Source organism: Asaia spathodeae NBRC 105894 (genome assembly GCF_025994195.1).
GTDB classification, from domain to species: Bacteria; Pseudomonadota; Alphaproteobacteria; order Acetobacterales; family Acetobacteraceae; genus Asaia; species Asaia siamensis.
Genome location: NZ_BAPY01000074.1, coordinates 1 through 23,902 on the forward strand (window position 1 = coordinate 1; position 23,902 = coordinate 23,902).

The window sequence follows — 23,902 nt, forward strand, 5'->3', positions numbered from 1 at the left end:
AATCGAGAAAGGAAACCTGCCTGCTGCCCGGACGGAAAAACACTAGGCCTAAAAAGAGGGGCGTTCAGCGATGGTGAGGGGAAAGCACGATAAACGCGCCCATCAAGGGGATGAACAAACACAGGGCTGACACGACGAGGCAGAGAAGGGGCAGGAATATAACCTGGCGTTTCGTCCCGTTCAGGCGCCAGCTCATGGCCATCCAGGCGATCGACCCGGTCAAAGGGAAAAAGAGAAGTTTCACCGTGGGGCTGGGATCAACTTCATGGCCTAACTGCAGGATCTGGAGCGCATCTTCAGGGTGAAGCGCTGTCAAGAGCCAGGCATTACCTCTGCTAATGAGCTGGCCGATGACGCGTGCAAGCAGAAGGGGAAGCGTGACGAAATAAGCCAGATTATCGAGCGAAACGACCCGCATTGAGAGAATATTGAATCGACGCAGGAGCAACAGCAACGTAAGGGCGAGAACTGGCGACAGGATGATGATCGGTGTGATGCGAAAATCAAAATGCTCGCTTGTTCCGCTTATGAAGGCTGCCACGATGGCTTCAAGCAGGATGAACTTGCCGATGAATGTTTTGATGGGGTTTTTCTTTTTCTTCATCATACCTTCGGAATTTAAGAGCTGATTTTAGTATTGTCCCAGGGATTTAATTATTATTTTCTATTTCCTGGTTCAATGAAATGCGATTTTCCCCGCCACAAAAGCAGGCTCTGAGAAATTCTTGACATTTTGGCATTTTGCCAATATACAATAATTGCTTTGACACAAATTGAAGCAATTTTGACGAGAAAATTTCTACAAAATTCTGGAAAAAAATGACTGAAAAGAAGAACGACTGCGTTTTCTCCAAGATGAGCCGTCAGTATCGGCCCTCAGTCCATTTCACCCCTCCAGCGGGCTTCATGAATGATCCCAACGGCCTCATCTTCGATGGCGCGCACTATCATCTCTATTATCAGCACAACCCCGATGCCGCCTTTTCGGCCAATATCTGCTGGGGCCATGCAATCAGCACCGATTTGCTGAACTGGAAAGACCAGCCGATTGCCGTGCCGGCTACGATCGATGGCCAGGCCTATACGGGCTGTGCCGTTCTGGATCGCGACAACAGCTCGGGGCTTTTCCCAAATGCCCATGGCACAAATATCGCGGCGCTTTACACGCGTTCTCTCCCGACGAGGCAGAGCCAGTATCTCGCGGTCAGTACGAATAACGGTCAGAGCTTCGAAGAGTATCAGGGTAACCCCGTTCTGGATATCGGCAGCCCGAATTTTCGCGATCCACAGGTTTTCTTTCATGAGCCTACGCGCAAATGGGTCATGGCGCTTGCTGAGGTCGAGAAACACCAGATCGGCTTTTACGGCTCGACCGATCTGATTCACTGGACGCATCTCAGTAATTTCGGCCCGGCGGGTCTGCCGGCTGTCAATTACGAATGCCCTAATCTCATCCAGATTTGTGATGAGCATGGGGCATTGCGCTGGGTACTGTTCGTCTCGATCAATCCAGGCAGCCCGATGGGTGGCAGCGTCACGCAGTATTTCATCGGTGAGTTTGATGGCGCTGTGTTTACCCCCTCGGATGCCATTCTGCGCATGACCGATTTTGCGAAGGACGCCTACGCCATGCAGGTCTATAGCGGCTTGCAGCCTGGTGAGGCCGTGACTCTCGCCTGGATGGGCAATTGGCAATACTGCCAGGAACTGCCGACGCAGGACTGGCGCGGTGCCATGTCGCTGCCGCGTCGTCTGTCGATCCGTCAGGACCCCAATGGTTACCCGCGTCTGGTCCAGACGCCCATGAATATCGAGAAACTGCGTCGCACGCTGCTGTGCGAAAAAGCGGCCTACCTGCCAAAGGGCGCGCATCGTGACATCTCGCTACCCACAGGCAGGGCCATCGAGCTGGTAATTCGCCTCAAGGTCGATGAGTCTTACCAGACCGATCCTGCGATCAGCGGTCCTGAGATCAACCGCTTCGAGATAGCTTTCGCCAATGATGCGGGTGAAAAACTCTCTGTGGGCTATGATGTACCCAGTGCGCAGATCTGGCTTGATCGCAGCAAGCTGCGCGGCTTCGATCATCCTTTCTATACCGGGCGTTTTGCCACGCCGATCAACACGGCGCTCTATCCAGATGCTCGTATGCTCGACCTGCATCTTTTTCTCGATGGCTGCGCTTTCGAGATCTATGCCAATGAGCATCTCGAAACCGGTACGGCGCTCGTCTATCCAGGCAAGCCACTGGACATGCTTCGACTGAAGGCTGATGGAATTGGTGTCACGATCGACCATTTCGAGCTCTATACGCTCGATAAGACAATGTGCCGGGAAACGCTGTAACTGTACTCTTGCGATATGGTTGACCGATAAGGCGGCGCTCGCTGTAAGCGTCTAACTGTTCCGGGAGCTGGCGCCGTTTAGGGGCGTCAGCTTTTCCTAAGGAGAGCGCCAAGCGACATACCAGCTTGCGCAGGTATCCATTTAACGCGGCTTATACCGCGCGCAGTGCCTGTTTCTGGGTAGTTAGAAAAACCGATCCTTGCTCGATCTGCGTTCAGCAAAAGGGCAGGCGATTGCAGTCTGAAGCTTCACGCGCTATCTCAGGCGTGCAGAGACGACGTTCCTGCCTCCAATGGAGTTTCAAGACCGGGACGGCCCGGCGGAACCCGATTTATGGAGGCCGTCATGGCGTGGGTCGTGCTTTTTCTTGCAGGTTTGAGTGAAATCGTCTGGGCGTCTGCCATGAAGCAGTCGGCTGGATTTACCCGTCTTGTCCCGAGCGTGGTGACTCTATCAGGCATGGCTGTTAGTGTGGCGCTTCTCGCCTGGGCTATGAAAACCCTGCCGCTAGGCACAGCCTATATGATCTGGACCGGCATTGGTGCCCTGGGTGCCTTTCTGATTGGTGTTGCCTTTCTGGGCGAGGCGCTCAGTCCTGCGCGAGGCCTGGCGGCCCTGCTGATTGTCATGGGGCTAGCGCTGATGAAATTTGCAAGCTGAGGCCAGTCAGCGCCGGAACTTGCCTTGCCGGTCCTAGGTTTCAACGGCTTGCGTCATGCCGCATCTTTCTGGCGATCCGGGGGAATTTGGCACTGTTATTTCCAAGGATGTGGGAATTAACGAATAATAACTACTATAACATTAACTATCAGTAAATAACGATACACATTAACGTGTGTAACGATACACAACGAATCATTGACGGGAATTCGGTGCGGTGGAAAAGAAATGCGTGCTCTGAATTGCGGGTGCTTGTCTTTCTGTTCCCGGGATAACCGGGAGCAGCGGATTCGTTATTGACGATAGGACGTTTGTTAATCGTCGCCTGTCATGATGGAGCCTGATCTTTCATGACGGTGGAGAAAAAATGTCCCAGCGTGCTCAGGCAGATTACGAACCAGCCGCCCGTCCCGCACTGCGTCGCCTGGCCACCTGGCCGGTCCTCTGGAAATCCCTGACCCTTTCAGTCCTGACGCCGAGCCTCTGCTATCCTCTGGCGAGCCACGCACAGACCAGCATGACAGGCACGATCAAGGTATCGATGAATCTGACGGCGGCCTGCAGTATTGGTGAGACCATACTCGCGAGCGGGGCAAATTTCGGAAATCTCGATTTCGGCAGTGACACGACGCTCTTTGACACAAAAGATGCGCAGGTTCTCTCCGGCAATGCGGGCGGCATCTCCATGACGTGCTCGCCTGGGATCAGCCCGCAATTGACCGTCACGGGAGGGAGCCATGATATGCCGCAAAACAGCGGAGGCTATCTCCATGCCCTCGCAAACGGCGTGAACACCATTCCCTATAATCTCTATCTGGATGCCGGTCGCTCAACGGTATTGCAGAACAATACACCTGTGCCTCTCGTAGCGGCCAGCACTACCTATACAGCCAACATCTACGGTCGCGTCTTTGGCGGCAAGCAGGCAAGCACTTTACCGGCAGGGGAGTATAGCGACACGATCAATGTGACGCTTTCTTTCTGAAGCGGGATGAGGCGTGGTGTCATCTGTCTCGGTCTGTTCATGGCATGTGTCTTGCCTGCCCGGGCCGCAACCACAGCGACAATGACGGTAGGCGCCCAGATTATTGCCGGATGTGCTGTCAATGGCTCGGCGGTTTTGTCTGGAGCGGCTCAGGGAGCACTCGGTACGCTCGATTTCGGGTCGGCGCCCTCTCTGGCGGTCTCGGAATCCTATGCGCAGTTTCGTCTTGCCGATGCGATGGCCCTGACCTGCACGCCAGGGGTCGCCGTGTCGATGAGCGTTGATGGTGGCCTTCATTACAGGGACGGCACACGCAACATGCTGCGATCAGGCGGCTCGGAGAATGTCGCGTATGCGCTTTATCGCGATGACAGCCATAGCGTCGCTATGCTGCCGGGCAACGCTGTGGCTCTGGACACCAGCAAATCGCCCTCACCACTGACGATTATCCTTTATGGGGCGGCCACACCCACCGGGAAGCTTCCTCCAGGTGACTATCTGGATACGGTAACGGTAACGATACAATGGTAAAAACAAGACTCATATCTGGAGCATGCCTGTTGTCTCTGGCGGTCATCATGACGCCGACCAATGGTAAGGCGGCCTCGTCAGTCACGATCTGGCCGGTCAACCCGGTCATGGCGCATGATGCGCCTGCAACCGCATTATGGCTGGAAAATAACGACCACCACGATGTCCTGTTGCAGATCCGTGTTTTTCGCTGGACGCAAGGCGCCGATGGCGACCAGTTCGACGATCAGACTGACATTATCGCCAGTCCGCCAATGGCAACGGTTTCCCCCGGTTCGCGTCAACTCATCCGATTGATGCGCGGAACGAAAACGCCCTCTGCCAGGGAAGAGGCGTATCGTGTCATCATCGATGAAATTCCGCCCCCCGACTCCCGCCCGCATTCAGCAACCGGGGCGCCCCAGATCGGTATCCAGCTCCGTTATTCCGTGCCGCTTTTCGTGGAGGCGTCAGCAGGTTCCCCGGATCAGGAGTCGTCTGCCGAAATGGCCTCGCAGACGATGCAGCACTTACTCAGTGCGCGCGTTGTCACGCGTGGTGGAAAGGCGTTTCTCACCGTCCGGAATTCCGGGTCAGTGCATGTGCGGCTTACGAAGGTCAGCCTTGGTGGAGCCGTCATTACGAACGGCCTTCTCGGTTATGTCTTGCCACATTCCGAAATGGCGTGGCCCCTCGCAACGGGTAGGCTGAACGGTCCGCTGCAGGCCGCTCTGAACGGGGCGGCCACGACCGAGACAATTCCTCTCAGCCAGTAAGATGGTCGATCATTCGGAATGCAGGCCGCCATTCCGATGGGCGGCTTTATGGGCAGTCACCTTTCAGGCAGCAGGCGCGACCAATGCGTGGTCTGCCCTTCCACCGCCGCCCCGATCCTCAACCGCGTCGATGTTGTCGAATGGCATGACAACCTATCTGGAAATCATCCTGAATGGTGCTGATACAGGGCATGTCGAGCCGGTCATCATGCGTGAAGGTCATTTTTTCATGCAGGCGACCACGCTGCGCAGGCTGGGTCTGGGCACGCATATTCCGCAAGATATGACGGAACTGGTTGAGCTTTCCAGACTGGAAATCGAGCGTGTCCGCTATGAAAGCGCAACGCAGCAGCTTCTGCTCGATGTGCCCCCTGCATGGCTGCCCAAGCAGGTTATTGCGTCATCCGGCAGGATCGCAAAAGAAACAGCGCGTGCCAGTCTTGGTGCTATCGTCAATTACGACGCCTATGCCTCGCAGACAGGAAACACGACAAACCTGTCGCTCTGGAACGAAGCGCGCCTGTTCGGCCGGTTTGGGACCCTGTCGACGACCGGTGTTGCCCAGACAGGTGAGCTAGGGGGCGCGCGCGTTACGGTCAGGTCAAAGCCTTATCAGCGCTACGATACCAGCTGGAGCTACTCAGACCAGAAGCATGTTCTGACCGCGCAGGCTGGCGACCTGGTGACGAAGGCATTGTCATGGTCAAACACGGTCAGGCTGGGCGGCCTGCAGATATCGCGCGATTTTGCGGTGCGCCCCGACATCATCACCTATCCTCTGCCGCAATTTGCAGGGCAGGCCTCCGTGCCGACCAGCGTCGATCTGCTCATCAACGGCGTTCAGACGATGCATGAAAGCCTGCAGCCCGGCCCCTACAGCCTGACCAATTTTCCCTCGATCAACGGGGCAGGTGAGGCTACGGTTGTCACGACCGACGTGCTGGGGCGCAGAACAGAGGCCAGTGTGCCATTCTACGTCGCAAGCACCCTGCTTCATCCGGGTTATACTGACTACACGGTCTCGCTTGGTGCGCAGCGGCGGCGTTACGGTCTGGCAGATTTCGATTATGGCCCGCTGAATATCGATGCTTCGTATCGTCGCGGCATCTTCCCGTGGCTGACGGTCGAATCCCATGCCGAGGCTGCGCCGCACCTGGCTTTGGGCGGCCTCGGTGCGCTCACTCAGCTGGGGCAGAAATTCGGCCTTTTCGATATCGCAGCCACCACCAGCTATCGCCCCCGGAATTTCAGTCAGACAGGAGAGGAGCGGCTTCCCACCCAGGGGCGCCAGGCTGTGATCGGCTATCAGTACACACGCAAATATCTGACGCTTACGGCCCAGAAGATATGGCGTTCGAAAGGTTTTGCAGATCTTTCTACCTATGAACCCGGCTTTGTGAGGCTGTCTCGTCAAAGCCTCCAGGCCAGCGGCAGCCTGACGCTCCCGCATCTCGGTTCGGTCAGCCTCGGCTATTTCGATGTGACGCCGGCAACCGGCAGACGCACGCGCTTTGCCACCATTGGCGATACCCTTCCCCTATGGCGTGGTCTGTCGCTTTCACTGCTCGCCAATCGTCAGCTCGGAACCAGTTCAGGCCATGGTGACGGGTGGACGGGCTACGCGCAGCTGGTGATTCCCTTCGGTCGTCTCGGCACCGCGACAGCCGGGTGGAGCCGTCAGGCCGATGGAAGCAGTGTCGAGCAGGTTTCAGCCAGCCATTCCGTATCGCCCGGTGGCGGGATAGGCTGGGAGGCCAATTACCAACGGACCGGTGCAAAAACACCGGATTCCGTGCAGGCTTCTGTTACCTGGCGAGGTCGGGTCATCCAAATGCAGGGAGGCGTTTTCGGCCCGCTGAATAAAACCATACGCTGGGCGGAGGCTCAGGGCTCGATCGCGACGATGGATGGGGCCGTCTTTGCCGGAAACCGCGTGCCTGATGCCTTTGCTGTCATCAGCACCGATGGTGTTGCCGGTGTGCCTGTCCGTTATGAAAACCAGATTATCGGCAAGACAGGGGCGGGGGGCATCTGCTCATCCCCTATGCCACCTCCTATTACCCGGCAAAATACGAGATCGATACGCTGTCTCTGCCATCCGACCTGCAGGCCGGCGCGGTCGAGCAGCGCGTCGCCATTCAGTATGGCAGCGGCTATCTCGTGCATTTTCCTATGCGACATGCTGCTCCGGCCATCCTCTATCTGCGCGATGAGGGAGGGAAATCTCTGCCGGTGGGAACTGCAGTGCGCACTGGTGGGAATGTCGTCTATATCGGCTGGGGTGGCATGCTTTACCTTCCTGAATTGACGAAGGCACAACGTCTCTCTGCTACCCTGCCGTCAGGCATCCAGTGTTCTGCGGTGATTGATCGCCTTCCTCCGGCGACCAACGGACAGAGACTAGTTGGTGATCTGACATGTCGACAATCCCCATGAAAACACTGATCGCAGCCCTTCTGTTTTTGGTCGTGTGTGTGACAACAGGGCGTGCGAGTGCCCTATGCCTTGTGTCCCAGCCCAGCGTCACGTCGATGGGGTCGCTTTCGTCCCTTTCGCTTGGTGCGGCTGGCAATACCACCCAGATTCCGTCAGGTTTCATCTGCACGGGGGCCCTGCTTACGGTGGTCTATACGCAAAGCGTCAACGCACAGATCCAGTCGATTACGGCGCTGAGGAATGCAGCAGGCGATGTATTGCCTGTTCAGCTCTGCAATTCGGCAAATTGTGCGACGCCCTACACGGCTGGCCAGTCCATTCTCTGGCGGGCGACATCCCTCATCGGCCTTCTGGGATTTTTCAATGGTGCCGATGGCAGCCTGCCGCTCTACGTACGCATCCCGGCAGGCAGTTATAACGTCAGCCCCGGTGTCTATCGCGGCTCGATCACGATTGGCTGGACGTGGAATATCTGCTGGGGTCTTGGTCTGCTGGGCGTGTGTATTGGCCAGGATATCCAGAATACGCCTGTTCCTGTCACGCTGGCGCTCACCTTTACCGTGACGGCCGATTGTCGCCTTTCTGCACCCAACGTTGTTTTTGCCCCAGGCCCTCTCGTGACGGCTTTCAGGGATGTGCATCAATCCCTCGCTGTCGGGTGCAGCAAGGGGCAGAGCTATACGGTCGGTCTCAGTGGCGGCAATCAGGGGGATAGCGTCAGCCGGGTCATGAGCAGCAGCAGCGGAGGGCGGTTGCGCTATGAGATCTACAAGAAAGCGACAACCGAGCGCTGGGGCGATACGGGTACACAGCGCCGGGCCAGTGCGACAGCCGATACGAATGCAACGGCGCTGGATGGCGTTTCACAGCAGATTTTCAGCTATACGGCGCATATCCTGACCACGCAGGATACGCCCGCACCCGGCGCGTATAGCGATACAATCGTGATCGATATCCAGTTCTGAGAAAATCCGACCCGGATGCGGGGCCTTATCCGTCATCCTGTTCCGATACGACACGCTGGCGCGGTCTTTGTTACAGTCCCTTTCGCTTCGTTCCTCGTGCGGATCGAGCGTGCCTGTCATAGGGCGGTGTAGGAAACTTCAGAACGGGGTTGCGCCATTCAATGACACGCCGGATGACCTTGTCCGCTCTCTCCCTGCTTTTCGTGGCATTGCCCTCGGGAGCGGCCCGCGCGCAGAGCGGTACGGTATATAACGGGCAGGTCTATGCTGCTGCCCCTTCCGCTGGCGCTGTCGACGGAGCATCGCCCGACGGAGAGGATTCCAGCCAGCGCTGCCGTCGGCCGCCGCGAGGGCATCGCCCTCCGCCACCCCCGGGAAATGGATATGACGGGCCTCCTCCGGATGGTGATGACAGACGCGGTCCACCGCCTGGCGAAGGGCCTCATGGAAGACCTCCCCATGGCTGCCGTCCGCCGCCGCCCCCGCCAGGAGAAGGGCCGGGGGAACGATGAACATGGCTAGTGGAAAGAGGTTGCGGGTTCGTGCTTCAGGAAGCCGCTACGTGTCGCTGTGCCTTTGCCTGGCGCTCATCCTGCCGGGCTGTGCGCAGCGCACCCAGCCCGATATGGACGTCAACGGAACGTCTGATGAATCGGGGCAGAGTGACAGGATGCAGCAGGGCAGGGCGAGTGGTGGCCCTTCCGGTGGCAGCATCTGGCCTGAAATCGCCCGCACGGCCCTTCAGACGGGTATGGGTTTCCTTCATCACTGACCGGGTTGGGGGCGTATAAATAGTTTTAAACTCCCGCCAATCGCCCGGCTCGGATTTTCAGCGTTATACTCTTGGCGATCATTGCTGAGAGAGGTTTCCCCATGCAGCTCACCCTGGCTTTGGACTATATCGACAAGGCGCTTCATCTTGCCCGCGAGCGTGGCGTGCCTGTCGCTGTGGCGGTTGTCGACGCAGCCGGCCATCTGGTCGCTTTCAAGAAAGATGACGGCACCCAGCTTGGCAGCATCGAACTGGCGCTGCTCAAGGCCAGAACCTCTGCTTTGTTCCTGCGCCCAACCGAAGCCATGGAAACCGCGCTTCATGCAGGCAAGACAATGATCGCCACCCTGCCGAACATGCTCCCCGCAGGAGGCGGCGTTCCGATTGTCCTGAACGGCGCTGTCATTGGCGCTCTTGGCCTGAGCGGCGGCGAAGGCGAGACGGATGCCCGACTGGCTGAGGCGGCTGTTCGCTAGTTCCGACTACTTCCCGACAGAGCAGAACGGGCATGGAGTTTGCGGTGCCTTGCCCCTCTCGCCTGTTCTTTCCAGCCGCGCAGAGCAACAATCAGCGCGTGCCAACGCCCCGCAGGCTGCCGGTGACATGTCTCGCTTACGATGCAGAGTCACCCGGAAAGCCGCTGTCAGAGCTGGCACTGAATTTTCGAGGAAATGGCGGACCCGAAAGGATTCGAACCTTCGACCTTCGCCTTCGGAGGGCGACGCTCTATCCAGCTGAGCTACGGGTCCCGCTGGATCGCTTCATAGCCAGAATTCAGGAAACGCGCCAGTCCCAAAATCTGCATCGCCGATATTCCCCTTCAAGGGTTTCCGGAGGGCGGCGGCCCTGCGACGGGGGCGGGACAGCGTCCCGCATATCCGGGCGTCAGGGCATGAAATGTCCCGGATCGCCAGCCATCCATGCCGCTGCCGCCACGTCGCCGCCAGAAGGCAAAAGCCTGTCGGGTGTCAGCACCCAGGACGCGATATCCCCCGTGGCGTTGCGCCCGTTACGGTCGCGCAGAAGCAGATGATGCCCGCCCGCTATCAGATCGCGGCGGGCCGAATGCGGCAGTTGTTTCCAGAAATTGGCCATCGGCGGGGCAGGAATCATCTGGTCCTGATCGCCATAAAGCACGAGCAGGGGGAGGCGCACGCGCGGGGCGGCGTCCTGCCCGCTGGCCATCAGCTGCACGAGGCCGCGCAAGGTATCAAGCCGAAAGCCGTGCATGGTGAGCGGGTCGAAATAGAGGCGCCTCAGGGCCGCCAGATTATTGGTGGCGATATGCTCGCCCGGAACATGAGCGCCGGTGAAAATCCAGTCGGGCGCGATGATATCCAGCCCGCCGAGCACAAGCCGCGAAAGCGGATCGAAACGCCAGATAGCGGGAGAGATCAGAATGACACCGCTGATCGTGTCTGGTGGCGGGGCGGTGGCCAGCAGGGTCGCGACGGCACCCCCCATGCTCTCGCCCATGATGTAAAGCGGGATGCCGGGGTTTCGGGCATGCACCCATAACGCCTCTTCACGAGCATCCTGCACCATGCGTGCCGTGCTGCTCCAGGCGCCGCGGCTGCGCGTTTCGCCAAAGCCGCGCAGATCGGGAGCCATGGTTTCTATGCCCGCAGCAGCCAGCTGGGGGGCCGAAAATTCCCAGGCGTCGCGACTATCGCCAAAACCATGCAGGGCCAGAATGATGGCGCGGTGCCGACCGATTGCGGGCCAGACACGCATGGGCGCGCTATCCCCGTCAGAAAGGGCAAGATGCAGCGTGGCAGGAATGAGCGCTGCTTCTTGCAAGCGGGGCTGCGGTGCCCTCGCCGGTCCGGGAGAGGCGCAAGCGACGAGCAGCGACAGACCGAAAACCATCGCGAAGCTGCGCCATGAACTGGGCCTGAATGCGCGGCAGCGGTTTGAATGCGGACGGAACTCTCGTATCATCGGCAGAGTATTGCGTCCTCCGGGCGCGCTGGCCAGAGCGCGGTGACAAAGACTGCTTTCAGGCCAGACCCATTCAGGAGACGCGCTTTTTGTTGACCTCATTCCGATCGGTTGCCGCATGAGCACTACGCCCCATCTCGTTCTCGTCGATGGCTCGGGCTTCATTTTCCGTGCCTTTCATGCGCTGCCCCCCATGAGCAGCCCTGAAGGCGTGCCGGTCAATGCAGTGTTCGGCTTCACCAACATGCTCCAGCGCCTGCTGCGCGATCATGTCGGCACGCATCTGGCCGTGATTTTCGATGCAGGGCGTCATACCTTCCGCAACGAGATCTATCCGCAATACAAGGCTCACCGCCCCGAGGCGCCCGAAGACCTGCGCCCGCAGTTTTCGCTCATTCGCGACGCGACAAAAGCGTTCAACGTGCCCATGATCGAATTGCCGGGTTTCGAAGCCGATGACCTGATTGCGTCCTATGCCGACATCATCGAAAAAACAGGCGGGCGCTGCACCATCGTGTCGTCAGACAAGGATCTGATGCAGCTCGTGACGGAGCGTGTGTCCCTGCTCGATCCGATCAAGCAGAAGCCGATCAGGTCAGAAGAGGTTGAGGCCAAGTTCGGCGTGGCGCCTGATCGTGTGATCGATGTCCAGGCGCTTATGGGCGACCCCACCGATAACGTGCCTGGGGTACCCGGAATCGGCCCAAAGGGAGCTGCGCAACTCGTTCAGGAATTCGGCGATCTCGAAGCCATTCTGGCTGCTGCGCCGACCATGAAAAAATCCAAGCGCCAGCAATCGCTCATCGATCATGCCGAGGCTGCCCGTATCTCGCTCAAACTGGTCACCCTCGCGCGTGATGTCCCGCTGCCAGAGCCGGTCGAGGCTCTCGGGTGCCGTGAGCCTGAAGGCGCGGTGCTGCGCGATTTCCTAGAAAAGATGGGGTTCCATTCGGTTATCCAGCGCATGGGTCTCGGGGCGCTCGCCACACCGCGTGCCCAGGCCGCGCCAGAGCCGGTGGCTGAGGGTGACAAGCCCTATGGCCCCTATGAGACCATCCAGTCTCTCGAAACGCTCGAAACCTGGATCGCGCGTGCGCGCAAGACCGGCTATTTCGCGTTCGATACCGAAACGGACAGTCTGAATGCCCGTCAGGCCACGCTGATTGGTCTTTCTCTGGCAACGGCACCGGGCGAGGCGGCCTATGTGCCGCTGCGCCATGAGGGCACGCTGGAGCATCCTGCTGGCGGGCAGCTTGGAGTGGAAGCGGTCCTTGATGCCCTGCGTCCTCTTCTGGCTGATGAATCGGTGCTGAAGATCTTCCAGAACGCCAAATACGACCTGCTTGTTCTGGCTCATGCAGGCATCGACACCATCACCCCTGTCGATGACACGATGCTTATTTCCTATGCCCAGTCGGCAGGGGAACACGGTCAGGGCATGGATGAGCTGTCGCGGCTGCATCTGGCGCATGACCCGATCTCCTATGACAGCGTGACGGGCACAGGACGCAATCGCGTGCCTTTCGCCCAGGTGCCGATTGCCCGCGCCACGGAATATGCAGCCGAAGATGCCGATGTGACGCTGCGCCTGTGGCTCGCGCTCAAACCGGCCTTGCGTGAGCGTCAGGCTCTGGCGCTGTATGAGACGATGGAGCGCCCGCTTATCGCGATCCTGAAAGAGATGGAGCAGGCAGGTGTGAAGCTCGATGCCGCCGAACTGCGCCGCATGTCGGCGGATTTCGGCAGCCGCATGGCCGAGATGGAAATCGAGATCCATCAGCTTGCCGGGCGCAGCTTCAATCTCGGTTCGCCCAAGCAGCTTGGTGAAATCCTGTTCGACGAGATGAATCTGCCGGGCGGCAAGCGCACCAAGGCCGGTGCCTGGGGTACGGATTCCTCCGTGTTGCAGGAGCTTGCCGATGCCGGGCACGATCTGCCTGCACGCATTCTGTCCTGGCGTCAGCTGGCTAAGCTGAAATCGACCTATGCCGATGCGCTGGTGCAGCAGATGGATGCGCGCACCCATCGCGTTCATACCTCGTTTCAGATGGCCATCACCACGACCGGGCGCCTGTCATCGAACGACCCCAATCTGCAGAATATCCCCATCCGCACCGAGGAAGGTGGCCGCATCCGCCGCGCCTTCATTGCCGAGGAAGGCTATGTGCTGGTCTCTGCCGATTACTCCCAGATCGAGCTGCGCCTGCTCGCCGAGGTGGCCGATATCGGCCCGCTGAAGGAAGCCTTCACGCTGGGGCAGGATATTCATGCCCGTACGGCATCAGAAGTATTCAATCTGCCGCTTGAAGGCATGGACCCGCTGACCCGTCGCCGCGCAAAGGCCATCAATTTCGGCATCATCTATGGCATTTCCGCTTTCGGTCTGGCGCGTCAGCTCGGCATTCCGGCTGGAGAGGCCCGTCGTTACATCGACGCCTATTTCGCCCGTTATCCCGGTATCCGTGACTACATGGACCGCACCAAGGACGACGCCAAGCGCGACGGCTATGTCACAACACCGTTGGGGCGCCGCTGCTACGTGCCCGGCATCAACGAGAAGAATGGCGCCCGACGCGGCTATGCCGAGCGTCAGGCCATCAACGCGCCGCTTCAGGGCGGGGCGGCCGATATCATCAAACGCGCCATGGTGCGCCTGGGCGCGCGCTTGCCACAGACTGGGCTGGACGCCAGAATGCTGCTCCAGGTGCATGACGAGTTGCTGTTCGAGGTCCGTGCCGATCAGGCCGAAGCTCTGGCAGAATTCGTACGCACCGAAATGGAACAGGCCGCGACACTGAGTGTGCCGCTGGTTGTGGAAACAGGTATTGGCGCAAACTGGGCGGAAGCACATTAAACAATGAACAACAGCAAAACTTCCCGTACGAGATGGACTGCCCCGCGCATTGCCGTTGTCGTTCTCATTCTCGCGGCTGCCCTGAGCTGGAGCGGCTATCGTCTCTCCGTCAAATTCGGGGGAAGCGTCTCGACGCAGGGCAATGAGATCGGTGGCAGTTATCGCCTCGTGGCCCTGGGTGAGGGCAACGTCACCGAAGGCGACTTCAGGGGAAGCTGGGTCATGGTCTGGTTTTTCGACACGCATTGCCCGAAGACACTCTGCGGCCCCGTGCTGAAATCCATGAGCGATGCCAAGAAGGCGCTGGCGAGCGAGGGGATCAAGACGGCTCCTCTGGCGATCACACTAGACCCGCTGCATGACGAGTCTGAAGAACTCAAGAAATATGCCCTGACGCTGGGTGATCATGTGGTGCCGCTTACGGGCTCACCGAGCATGATCGAACAGGTGGCGAAAGAATTCCACGCCCCCAATGAGCTCGTGAAAGGCGATGACGGTACAAGCTATCACGTGCCCGCCCCGCGTATCGTGATAATGGACCCTCAGGGGCGTTATGCCGGGACCATTGAGTCTACGGCGGGCACAGAGGCGCTCGTGACAGGCATTCATCAGTTCGCGCATCGTGGCTGAATGAGCGCGCGGCGTTTCCGGTTTTCAGGCAGAAGCGGCGCGGTTTTTCTCGCCGCCTCGCTGTCGGTTGTCTCTGCCGGAAATGCGCTCGCCGAGCCTGACCCGGCGAACGGGCGCACGACTGGCAGCCCGCATCGTGGCGGCACTTTGCATCTGACCGCCGATGCGTCCGGGGGCACGCTTGACCCACAGATCAATTATACCAGCGAATATATCCAGCTTTTCGTGAATATGTATGACGGGCTGGTGACCTATCGCCAGGCCGATGGCGCGAAGGGGCTCGAGGTCGTGCCCGATCTGGCGGAGGCCCTGCCGGAAGTCAGCGCCGACGGGCTGGTCTGGGTGTTTACCCTGCGTGAAGGGCTGCGTTTTTCCAATGGTGCGCCCGTCACGGTCGATGATGTCGTCGCATCACTCAAACGCCTCTATCGCGTTGGCAGCCCGACAGCGTCTTCGTTTTATGGCGCGATCATCGGCGCCAAGGCCTGCCTGACCGATCCGGCCCATTGCGCGCTCGAAGGGGTCAGTGCCGATGCGGCGACACGCCGCATCACGATCCGTCTCAGCACGCCCGATGGTGAGTTTCTGCAAAAACTCGCTTTTCCCCATGCGGTCATTCTGCCCGCAGGGTCCCCATCAACCGAGTCAGCCCTTACGCCCTTGCCGGGTACTGGCCCCTATCGCATCACGCAGTACGATCCGTCGCACCAACTCGTGATCGAGCGCAATCCGCATTTCCATGTGTGGAATCCTCAGGCCCAGAGCGAGGGTTATGTCGATCGCGTGGTCTATGATTTCGGTCTGTCAGACGAGGCAGAGGTCACCGCGGTCGAGCAGGGGCAATATGATTCCATGCTCGATGCCAAACCTCAGGACAGGCTGGGCGAACTTGGCGCGCGCTATACCGATCAGGTGCATCTGCAACCACTGCTCGGTCTCTATTATCTCGCGCTCAATGTGCATGAAGCCCCTTTTGACTCACTGGAGGTGCGGCAGGCGATCAATCATGCGGTCGATCGCCATGCCATGGCCATTCTCTATGGCGGCAGTGCAATTGCCGAGCCGCTCTGCCAGATCGTGTCGCATGGTATCGCGGGCGCGGATATTCCCTGTCGGTTCGGTCAGATAGATCCGTCAGGCGCGTGGCAAGGGCCCGACATGGATCGTGCCCGCGCACTCATTCGCAAGAGCGGTCAGGCGGGGCGGCGCGTCACGCTGATCGTGCCCAATCAGGCAATCGGTCTGGGTATGGGGGTCTATCTGCGCAACATGCTGCAGAGCCTTGGCTTTGTCGCGAGCGTAAGGCCCATGACGCCGGAAACGGCAGAAGGCTATGCGCGCAATTCGGATAATCATGTCCAGATCAGTCTGGCCTATTGGTACGCCGATTATCCGTCGCCCTCGACCTTTCTCGACGCGCTTTTGGGCTGTGACAATGCCCGGCCGCACACCGAAAGCGCGACCAATGCCAGCGGCTTCTGCTACCCGCCTCTGCAATCGCTGATGGAGCGCGCGCGCAAAAGCCTCGATCCTGAACTGACCAGATCACTGTGGGAGCAGGCTGGAATCATGGCGATGGACCAGAGCGCGCTCGTTCCGCTCATCCAGATGCGCTATGTCGATTTCGTTTCGAGGCGCCTCGGCAATTACCATTATTCGCTGCTCAACCACATGCTGCTCTCACAGATCTGGGTGCGATGAAAAAGCCGCTTCAAGACCCCGCAGGAGAGGCGCGCCACCGGGCGAAACCAGCGAGCAGCAGCTGGTCGAGCGAACGCGAATAGACGCGCTCGACAATGCTGCCCAGCGCGAAAGCCATAAGCAGAGCCGGCAGGAACAGCACCCAGCCCCAGCGGGCGGATAGCGCCAGACCATGCGCCATCCCCACAACCGGCAAAATGACAAACATATGGGTCAGGTAGATCTCATAGCTGCGTTGCCCCCAGCGACGTAACCACAGCGTCCCCTTTTGCGTTGTCCGGGCGCCCCAGCCACGGGCAAAAGCCCAGACGGCAAGGGCGATGGCGCTGTTGAAGAAAAGCGCTGTTCCCCAGGAAAGAACTGGCCAGATCAGCCCGCCCCAGAACAGATAGGCAGTTATTCCTGCCAGCCCGGCCCATCCGGCCAGAGCCGTGAGGAGGCCGTGCTCATTGCGCGGCGCATGGTGCAGGAGAAGGGCTGCAACGATGCCTGTTGCAATGGCACAGACACCCGGCCCATAGGCTTTTTCCTGCCAGATTTCGGATGCGTTGCGCAAAGACCAGTCGCACCAGGGGGCAGCGAGCGCGAGCGCAATGGCGCAGAGCAGCAGACTGTGGCGTTGCCTGCCCAACGCAAGGCAGAGAAGCGGAAACACGACATAAAAGGCTTCCTCTACCGAAAGCGACCAGAGCACGTCCCAGCATGCCGGCAGATAGCCCAGCTTGGCCTCATAGACATTCAGATGCATGAACAGCGCAGATATGAGGGCAGCAGGAAGCCTCTGCTCTGGCGTTTGCGGTGTAAAGCCCGGCACGCCCAGCTCCCACAGAAGGGAGGCAATTATGATCAACCCAAGCAGGCAGGGCAGAATTCGTGCGGCGCGACGGCACATGAAGCTCGCCAGATCGAGGCGCGCTGGGCCTCCCCAGCGCAACATCATGCTGCGCGTAATGAGAAAACCGGAGATGACGAAAAACACCGTCACCCCTTTGGGTCCATCCCAGGTAAGCGCCCGGAGGAAACGCTCGGGCAGAACACGAGACAGATCGGTGTGATACAACGGAAAACGCAGTGCCAGATGGTGAATCACCACCAGAAGAATGGCCATGCCGCGCAGACAATCGATACCGTCATTGCGCCGGATGACTTTGCTTGGCGCATCGCGACCAGTGGCAACAATACTGGAACTCATGGAAATGCAGGTGCCTTGACCGGAAAGAACCAGTCATTTCTTGCGCGCAATCATGGCTTCAGCATGGCTGGGCGGCACATCATCCGTCGTCAGGAGGGGGCACGGGGACGCATGAGCACTGGAAGGTGAATCTGTTTTTAGTAACATCAAAACAACGTGAAAAATGATTTATATAACAGACGTGGTGTTACTGTGATGATGTCGTCGATTCCATAGCGACGACATGGAGAACAGGATGATGCAGCCAACGCTCATGGCGGTGTTCGACACCGCCCGTCATGCCCAGATCGCTGTCGATGACCTTCTGGTGTGCGACATTCCGTCAGAATCAATTCATCAATACCGGCTGGCCATGGGGGTCGAACCGGATTCTGCCATAAGGCTCGAAAACGAGGTCCATCGACCTTTCGGGACTTGGGCATGGCTTATCAATGACCACCCCCCACCGGCAGCGCTTCGTCGACAGCAGGCAGCGCTCTACCGTGAGAGCCAGAGCCGCAACGAACCAATGGTCGTGACGATTGCCGTTTCGACGCTGACAGAAAGCCGGATCAGGAAAATTCTTGGAGATCACGCCCCCCTTCGCGTGACCATGCATTAACGCCTTGCCGGGCCGTAAGAAAACCTCGAGCGGCCTGAACTTGTCGGACCATTCAAGCAGGTTCCCGCTGATTGTGAGGCGAGAACAACCCCTCTGAGGAGAAGTCACATGCGGACACGTCGCCTGAGAAAGAAAGTCAAATGGACTCGTCGCAATCTGAGCCCCAGGGCATTGTCCAAATAACTGGCGCGCTCGTTTTCCTGCGGGCGATCCTGACAAGAGAGTGCCTTTGCCGCGCCTGTCCTGCCACAGGCGCGGCTTTTGGTTGTTGGCCTAAGATCAGAGGCCGATATCGCGCCTGAAAATACCGTCTTCCCATTCGATAGCCGCAACGCCTTCATAGGCACGCGCGCGGGCCTGTACTGCGGTTTCGGCCTTCGCGCATACGGTCAGAACGCGTCCGCCAGAGGCGACGAGCACGCCGTCGCGCAAGGCTGTGCCTGCCTGAAAGACCGAGACGCCGGGCACGGCTTCGGCGCGCTCGATGCCCCGAATGGCGCCGCCCTTGACCGGTGTGCCCGGATAGCCGCGTGCGGCAAGAACGATCGATATCGAGGCCTCGTCGGTAAAGCGGATCGACGCATTATCGAGCCGTCCTTCGGCTAGCGCCTTGAGAACCGGCAGAAGGTCGGAGTCGAGGCGGATCAGCAGCGCTTGCGCCTCTGGATCGCCGAAACGCACATTATATTCGATCAGCTTCGGACCTGCGTCGGTCAGCATCAGCCCGGCAAAAATGATTCCGCGAAATGGCGTGCCGCGACGGACCATCTCGGCCAGCATCGGGCGTACCATGATATCGAGCGCCTGTTCCTGCGCCTCGCGGTCGAAATGCGGCGGCGGCGAAATCGCGCCCATACCTCCGGTATTCGGCCCGGTATCTCCTTCACCGATACGCTTGTGATCGCGCGCCGCACCGATCAGCACGGCCTCGCTATCCGAGCAGAACGCGAAGAGCGAGACTTCCTGACCGACAAGACATTCCTCGATCACGATGCTCGCGCCAGCTTCGCCAAAGCTGCGATCGGTCAGAATATCAATGATCGCAGCCTCGGCCTCTTCGAGCGTCTGGGCCACAATCACCCCTTTGCCCGCAGCCAGACCATCGGCCTTGATCACGATGGGCGCACCGCGGCGTCGAACGAAAGCGAGGGCAGGCTCGGCTTCCTCAAACCGTTCCCAGCGCGCGGTCGGGATGCCCGCGGCGTCGGCAACATCCTTGGTAAAGCTCTTGCTGCCTTCAAGCGCACTGGCAGCCTGGCTCGGGCCAGCGCAGGCAATACCTGATTCGATGCAAAGATCGGTCAGCCCGGCGACGAGCGGCGCTTCCGGGCCGGGCACGACGAGATCGATTCGCTGCTCTTTTGCAAAGGCGACGAGGGCCGCGACATCATCGGCGGCAATCGGCACCAGCGTACCGAGGGGCGCCATGCCCGGATTACCGGGGGCGATGAACAGCGCCTCAAGCTCGGGAGAGCGGGAGAGGCAGGCCGCCAGAGCATGTTCGCGTCCGCCTGATCCGACAAGTAACACCCGCATCGTCATTCTTCCTGTTCTGACTGGTCGTAGCCCGCGTTCCGTAGCATAGACTGCGCTCATGAGCGAAAACGATCAGAGCGCGAGCGGCAACGTTCCCGAATATTCGGTCAGTGAAATCTCGGGAGCGATCAAGCGCACCCTCGAGGGCAGCTTTGGCCGTGTGCGCGTGCGTGGCGAGATAACCGAGCTCAAACGCTATCCGTCGGGCCATGTCTATCTTTCCCTGAAAGATCAGGGCGGCAAGATTTCCGGCGTGATCTGGCGCGGGTCAGTCTCGCGTCTAGGCATCGTGCCGGAGAATGGCATCGAGGTGATCGCCACCGGGCGTGTCTCGGCTTATGGCGATCGGTCAAGCTACCAGCTCGTCATCGACCAGATGAGCTTTGCCGGTGAGGGCGCACTTCTCGCAAAGATTGAGAAACTGCGCCAGAAACTTCTGGCAGAGGGGCTCTTCGACCCCGAGCGCAAAAAGAAAATTCCGTTCCTCCCGGAGCTGATCGGCCTCGTGACGTCGAGCCGTGGCGCCGTGCTGCATGACATCCTGACCACGCTGTCGCGTCGTTTCCCGCGTTCGGTTCTGGTCTGGCCCGTCGCGGTGCAGGGTGAGGGAGCAGCGGCCCAGATTGCCTCCGCCATTGCCGGGTTTTCGACCCTGCCGCAAAGACCCGATCTGCTGATCGTGGCGCGTGGTGGCGGCTCCCTTGAAGATCTGATGGCCTTCAATGAGGAAAATGTGCTGCGCGCCGTCGCAGCCTGCCCCATACCGCTCATCTCTGCGGTGGGTCATGAAACCGATACGACCCTCATCGACTATGTTTCCGACCAGCGTGCGCCCACGCCCACAGCGGCCGCCGAAATGGCGGTGCCATTGCGCTCCGAGATGATTGCCGATCTTGCGCATCGTGGTGCGCGTTTGGCCGGGGGGCTGTCGCGCCATCTGCAACTGGCCCGGGCGCGTACCGAGCAGGTGACAGCAAGACTACCCGATCTGCCGAGCCTGCTCGACACCGCCCGTTTCAGACTCGATGAACGCGGCCAGCGTCTTGAGCTCGCCTTGCCCATGGTGGCTTCGCGCGCACGACAGAAACTGATGGGGCTCGAAGCACGGATGCCCTCTGCTGCTCATTTCCTGGGGCAGAAACAGGCCGGGCTCGGTCTGGCCAGCGCTGCCCTCGCGGCGGGAATACGGCACAGAATGCAGCAGGAGCGGGCTGGCTTTGTGCATGCAAGGCTCGGCACCGAGACGCTCATCGCCCGTATCGGGCTCGATCGCGCAAGATTAACCGGCATTGCCGGTCGGCTTGAGGCGGTTTCACCAGAGGCCGTCTTGGCGCGAGGCTATGCCCTGGTGCAGGATGCTCGCGGAAAACCGGTGACGACAGCCTCTGGGCGACCACGCGGCGGCGCAATTACCCTGCGCTTTGCCGATGGCACCCGTCAGGGACGGCTCGACCCTCTGGGTACGGAAAAGGAAGAACAGGGGGATCTCGGGTTATGAACCGTTTCTATCGCACCGGCCTTGGCGCCGGATTTCTGGGCCTTGCCCTGCTTTCAGGCTGCGCCGAACCCAGCCAGCCACAGCCTGTGGCACAGGTGCCCACCCGCCAGCCCCCGCAGGATTTTGCGCCGGGCATGACGACTGAGACGCCGCCCGCCAATGAGGCGCAACTGACCAATGATCCTTCCGCGCCGACCAACACGCCCCTTTGTGGCGCGGTGCAGCAGGAAACCAACCGCATGGGCGGACAGGTCTTTCCTGACGGGATCAGCTCTGGCAGCACCTGCCCGCAAAATGCCTGTTTCAACCCTCTGACAGGCACCTATATCGCGGCAACCGGCGCGCCGAGCGTCTGCCGCTAGGGCGTCTGTCATTCGCCTGATCGGGGCGAGGCAAGCAGCGTCTTGTTGAAGAATGCCACTAGTGCCGCGTTGAACCGCTCATGAAAGCGGGCCCGGTCGAATGAGGCTGCGCTCTGACAGATCGGAAGCGTCTCAAGGCCGGGGCGACAGGGTGCGAGAAAATCGAAATGTCCTGCCCCTTCCACGAGATGGATTGCGGGATGGCTAGGCAGGGCATTCCGCACCGGTTCGAGCGAGCCGGGTTCGGGCAGAATACGATCATTCTGTGCCTGCCATAACTGGATCGGCTGACGCAATCCGGCCAATGCCTGAGGGCTCATCGTGAAGCCGAGAGCGGGTGCTGCGATGACGGCAGCCCTGATGCGTTGATCGGTCAGATTGGGCAGACGGCCATTTATCGGTGCTTTCTGATGGGCAATCATCATGCATGTAAAACTGTCTGGATGCGCCGCACACCATGGCGTCAGGCGTGAAAATTCCGGCTTCGCGCCCAGCGCAAGCAACACTGTCAATCCGCCCGCCGAAAAGCCGAAAGCCCCGATCCTGTTGCTGTCCAGCTTCGCGGCCCCAGGCCATTGCGACAGCATATAATCGAGCGCTGCACGGAGAGCACGCGTTCTGCCGGACAGGTCGGTGACACGTGACTGATCGCGCCAGTTATCACCCGGTTCAGTGAGTGCTACCACCACATAGCCGGAAGTAGCCAGTTGCGCGGCGGTATCGAGATGGCTCGTCCAGGACCCACCTGTGCCGTGAGAAATGACGATCAGCGGCCTGTGTTGTCCCGTGAGGGGGCCGTCAGCGATGCAGTCCTGCTCATAGGGGCCGAGGTTCTGGTGCGTGACTGTGCCCTCACTCGGATACCATAGGCCAAGCTCAAGCCCGCCGGGTGTCACGATATGCTGGCAACCGACTGGAGCGCCCAGAGCCTGATCCGAGATGATGGGTATGGCAAGAAGCGAGAGACTTAAAACGAGGCGGGACAAGAGCGACATGGTGGCTGGACTCCTGAGAAGGGAATGCCCAGAAAACCTCTGGAGACGCTGATACCCAGCGTCATTTCGCGAATGGGCGAATGGGCGAATGGGCGAATGGGCGAATGGGCGAATGGGCGAATGGGCGAGTGGGCAGAGCCGTATGCGGCATAGCGGCATCTCCCTGCAGGCGCATGACATCCATTTCGTAAGAGGGCGTTGATTTGCATCAGGCTGCGCAGAATGAGACAGCTCACTCGCAGGAAGCGTTCAGGCGCTGGCCCGGGCGTGGCTTTGTGCTCAGGAGCGCCCTGATCGTCGTGGCGGTCGGTATCTTTCTGGGGCTGCTCGGCCCCTATGGCAGCTATCTCAATCCGGGTCTGGTCGCGCGTATCCTTTACTGGTCTTGCTGCGCGCTTATCGGCCTTGGTCTTTACGCCGGTCCGGTTTTGCTGATGCGTCGCCTTGGGGTCGCATGGCATGGCCCGAAATTCTGGGTCGGCGTGACCGGACTCGTGATGGTGTTGAGCCTGCTTCAGACACTGATCACGCGTGATCTGGCTCTGTCGGTCTGGCCGGATCTGACGTCCCGTTTGCCGGGATGGGGGCAGTGGTACGGGCAGGTCCTGCTGATCGCCTGGCCGTCTGTTGTGCTCGTGACGCTTGCCCTTCGCTATCGAAACAGGCCAGCTGCTATCGCGGAGGAGACTGTGGGGCAGGGCCTCCCGGCGTTGGTCGGGAATGAGACACCACCCATCAGGCTTGCCGACGACTATCCGCGGCCGGAGACGATTTTTGCCCTGCAGATGGAAGACCATTACATACGCTGCCATCAGCGCGAGGGGTCACGTCTGGTACACGGCGTATTTCGCGAGGCGCTGTTGCGGCAGTCGGGCTGCGCTGGTCTGCAGGTCCATCGTTCATGGTGGGTGGCCCGCAAGGCCGTTGCTGGATGGGAAGGAACACCACGGGCGCTCCGTCTCATCCTGATCAATGGCGATCGCGTTCCTGTCTCACGCGCTCATGTGGCGAAACTGCGCGAAGCTGGCTGGCTCGACACGCCCTGAACGCTGGGCGGTAAGGCTCTCTGGTTCGCTGGAGTCGAAGCCCTGTAGGCACCCGATCGATCTGATCGCCCGTCAGTCAGGGAGACCTCCTGAGGC

The 23,902-nt window shown here is 59.7% G+C and carries 22 protein-coding genes and 1 tRNA gene; 17 read left to right on the forward strand and 6 right to left on the reverse strand.

Annotated elements, in window-relative coordinates:
• Positions 1-64 precede the first annotated feature (64 nt).
• The gene (locus tag AA105894_RS15135) at positions 65-604 is read right to left on the reverse strand and encodes a hypothetical protein (protein WP_267312470.1); all 540 of its coding nucleotides are present in this window, start codon (positions 602-604) and stop codon (positions 65-67) included.
• Positions 605-855: 251 nt separating this feature from the next.
• On the opposite strand from AA105894_RS15135, the gene AA105894_RS15140 reads away from it, so the two are divergent.
• The 10 genes from AA105894_RS15140 (at position 856) to AA105894_RS15180 (ending at position 9,926) form a co-directional block, all read left to right on the forward strand.
• Positions 856-2,346 carry a glycoside hydrolase family 32 protein gene (locus tag AA105894_RS15140; protein ID WP_267312586.1) on the forward strand — a complete coding sequence of 497 codons (1,491 nt, stop codon included), beginning with the start codon at positions 856-858 and terminating at the stop codon, positions 2,344-2,346.
• A gap of 345 nt (positions 2,347-2,691) precedes the next feature.
• On the forward strand, positions 2,692-3,006 hold the full coding sequence (locus AA105894_RS15145; RefSeq protein WP_267312471.1) for a DMT family transporter: 315 nt from the start codon (positions 2,692-2,694) through the stop codon (positions 3,004-3,006).
• A 367-nt stretch (positions 3,007-3,373) separates the two neighbouring features.
• Entirely contained in the window at positions 3,374-3,991 is a 618-nt protein-coding gene (locus AA105894_RS15150) for a Csu type fimbrial protein (RefSeq protein ID WP_267312472.1), read from the forward strand.
• Positions 3,992-4,030: 39 nt separating this feature from the next.
• Positions 4,031-4,522, forward strand: a complete 492-nt coding sequence (locus AA105894_RS15155) for a Csu type fimbrial protein (protein ID WP_267312473.1) — start codon at positions 4,031-4,033, stop codon at positions 4,520-4,522.
• A 29-nt stretch (positions 4,523-4,551) separates the two neighbouring features.
• Positions 4,552-5,277: a fimbrial biogenesis chaperone gene (locus tag AA105894_RS15160; protein WP_267312474.1), complete on the forward strand. Its 726-nt coding sequence runs from the start codon at positions 4,552-4,554 to the stop codon at positions 5,275-5,277.
• 145 nt (positions 5,278-5,422) lie between these two features.
• On the forward strand, positions 5,423-7,585 hold the full coding sequence (locus AA105894_RS15165) for a fimbria/pilus outer membrane usher protein (RefSeq protein WP_267312475.1): 2,163 nt from the start codon (positions 5,423-5,425) through the stop codon (positions 7,583-7,585).
• On the forward strand, positions 7,522-7,713 hold the full coding sequence (locus tag AA105894_RS16055) for a hypothetical protein (RefSeq protein WP_373316790.1): 192 nt from the start codon (positions 7,522-7,524) through the stop codon (positions 7,711-7,713). The genes AA105894_RS15165 and AA105894_RS16055 overlap by 64 nt, the downstream gene beginning before the upstream one ends.
• The gene (locus AA105894_RS15170; RefSeq protein WP_267312476.1) at positions 7,695-8,678 is read left to right on the forward strand and encodes a Csu type fimbrial protein; all 984 of its coding nucleotides are present in this window, start codon (positions 7,695-7,697) and stop codon (positions 8,676-8,678) included. The genes AA105894_RS16055 and AA105894_RS15170 overlap by 19 nt, the downstream gene beginning before the upstream one ends.
• Before the next feature lie 562 nt (positions 8,679-9,240).
• The gene (locus AA105894_RS15175) at positions 9,241-9,450 is read left to right on the forward strand and encodes a hypothetical protein (RefSeq protein WP_267312477.1); all 210 of its coding nucleotides are present in this window, start codon (positions 9,241-9,243) and stop codon (positions 9,448-9,450) included.
• A 101-nt stretch (positions 9,451-9,551) separates the two neighbouring features.
• Positions 9,552-9,926: a GlcG/HbpS family heme-binding protein gene (locus AA105894_RS15180; RefSeq protein ID WP_188426003.1), complete on the forward strand. Its 375-nt coding sequence runs from the start codon at positions 9,552-9,554 to the stop codon at positions 9,924-9,926.
• A gap of 196 nt (positions 9,927-10,122) precedes the next feature.
• Here the strand turns inward: AA105894_RS15180 and AA105894_RS15185 are convergent.
• Positions 10,123-10,199 (reverse strand) — tRNA-Arg (locus AA105894_RS15185).
• Between the two features lie 136 nt (positions 10,200-10,335).
• A complete protein-coding gene (locus AA105894_RS15190; RefSeq protein WP_267312478.1) occupies positions 10,336-11,319 on the reverse strand; it encodes a lysophospholipase in 984 nt (327 codons plus the stop codon).
• A 190-nt stretch (positions 11,320-11,509) separates the two neighbouring features.
• On the opposite strand from AA105894_RS15190, the gene polA reads away from it, so the two are divergent.
• From polA to AA105894_RS15205, 3 genes are read left to right on the forward strand one after another with little or no spacing between them, the layout of a single operon-like run.
• Positions 11,510-14,245, forward strand: coding sequence for a DNA polymerase I (gene polA / locus AA105894_RS15195; protein ID WP_267312479.1), 2,736 nt, complete (start codon positions 11,510-11,512; stop codon positions 14,243-14,245).
• A 3-nt stretch (positions 14,246-14,248) separates the two neighbouring features.
• On the forward strand, positions 14,249-14,875 hold the full coding sequence (locus AA105894_RS15200; RefSeq protein ID WP_188426000.1) for an SCO family protein: 627 nt from the start codon (positions 14,249-14,251) through the stop codon (positions 14,873-14,875).
• A complete protein-coding gene (locus AA105894_RS15205) occupies positions 14,876-16,576 on the forward strand; it encodes an ABC transporter substrate-binding protein (RefSeq protein ID WP_267312480.1) in 1,701 nt (566 codons plus the stop codon). It begins immediately after the preceding gene.
• Positions 16,577-16,586: 10 nt separating this feature from the next.
• Here AA105894_RS15205 and AA105894_RS15210 read toward each other — a convergent pair whose 3' ends face one another.
• Positions 16,587-17,768 carry an acyltransferase family protein gene (locus tag AA105894_RS15210; RefSeq protein WP_267312481.1) on the reverse strand — a complete coding sequence of 394 codons (1,182 nt, stop codon included), beginning with the start codon at positions 17,766-17,768 and terminating at the stop codon, positions 16,587-16,589.
• A 235-nt stretch (positions 17,769-18,003) separates the two neighbouring features.
• Between AA105894_RS15210 and AA105894_RS15215 the strand changes: the two genes are divergently transcribed.
• Complete coding sequence (locus AA105894_RS15215; RefSeq protein ID WP_267312482.1) at positions 18,004-18,369, forward strand: hypothetical protein; 366 nt, start codon at positions 18,004-18,006, stop codon at positions 18,367-18,369.
• Positions 18,370-18,648: 279 nt separating this feature from the next.
• Here AA105894_RS15215 and purD read toward each other — a convergent pair whose 3' ends face one another.
• A complete protein-coding gene (purD, locus tag AA105894_RS15220; protein ID WP_267312483.1) occupies positions 18,649-19,905 on the reverse strand; it encodes a phosphoribosylamine--glycine ligase in 1,257 nt (418 codons plus the stop codon).
• Positions 19,906-19,963: 58 nt separating this feature from the next.
• Between purD and xseA the strand changes: the two genes are divergently transcribed.
• Entirely contained in the window at positions 19,964-21,403 is a 1,440-nt protein-coding gene (gene xseA, locus AA105894_RS15225; RefSeq protein WP_267312484.1) for an exodeoxyribonuclease VII large subunit, read from the forward strand.
• The gene (locus AA105894_RS15230) at positions 21,400-21,765 is read left to right on the forward strand and encodes a hypothetical protein (protein ID WP_188425994.1); all 366 of its coding nucleotides are present in this window, start codon (positions 21,400-21,402) and stop codon (positions 21,763-21,765) included. Before xseA ends, AA105894_RS15230 begins: the two co-directional genes overlap by 4 nt.
• A gap of 8 nt (positions 21,766-21,773) precedes the next feature.
• Here AA105894_RS15230 and AA105894_RS15235 read toward each other — a convergent pair whose 3' ends face one another.
• On the reverse strand, positions 21,774-22,760 hold the full coding sequence (locus tag AA105894_RS15235) for an alpha/beta hydrolase family protein (protein WP_267312485.1): 987 nt from the start codon (positions 22,758-22,760) through the stop codon (positions 21,774-21,776).
• Between the two features lie 203 nt (positions 22,761-22,963).
• Here AA105894_RS15235 and AA105894_RS15240 point away from each other — a divergent pair, with 203 nt between their 5' ends.
• On the forward strand, positions 22,964-23,806 hold the full coding sequence (locus AA105894_RS15240; protein ID WP_267312486.1) for a LytTR family DNA-binding domain-containing protein: 843 nt from the start codon (positions 22,964-22,966) through the stop codon (positions 23,804-23,806).
• Positions 23,807-23,902: the final 96 nt, after the last annotated feature.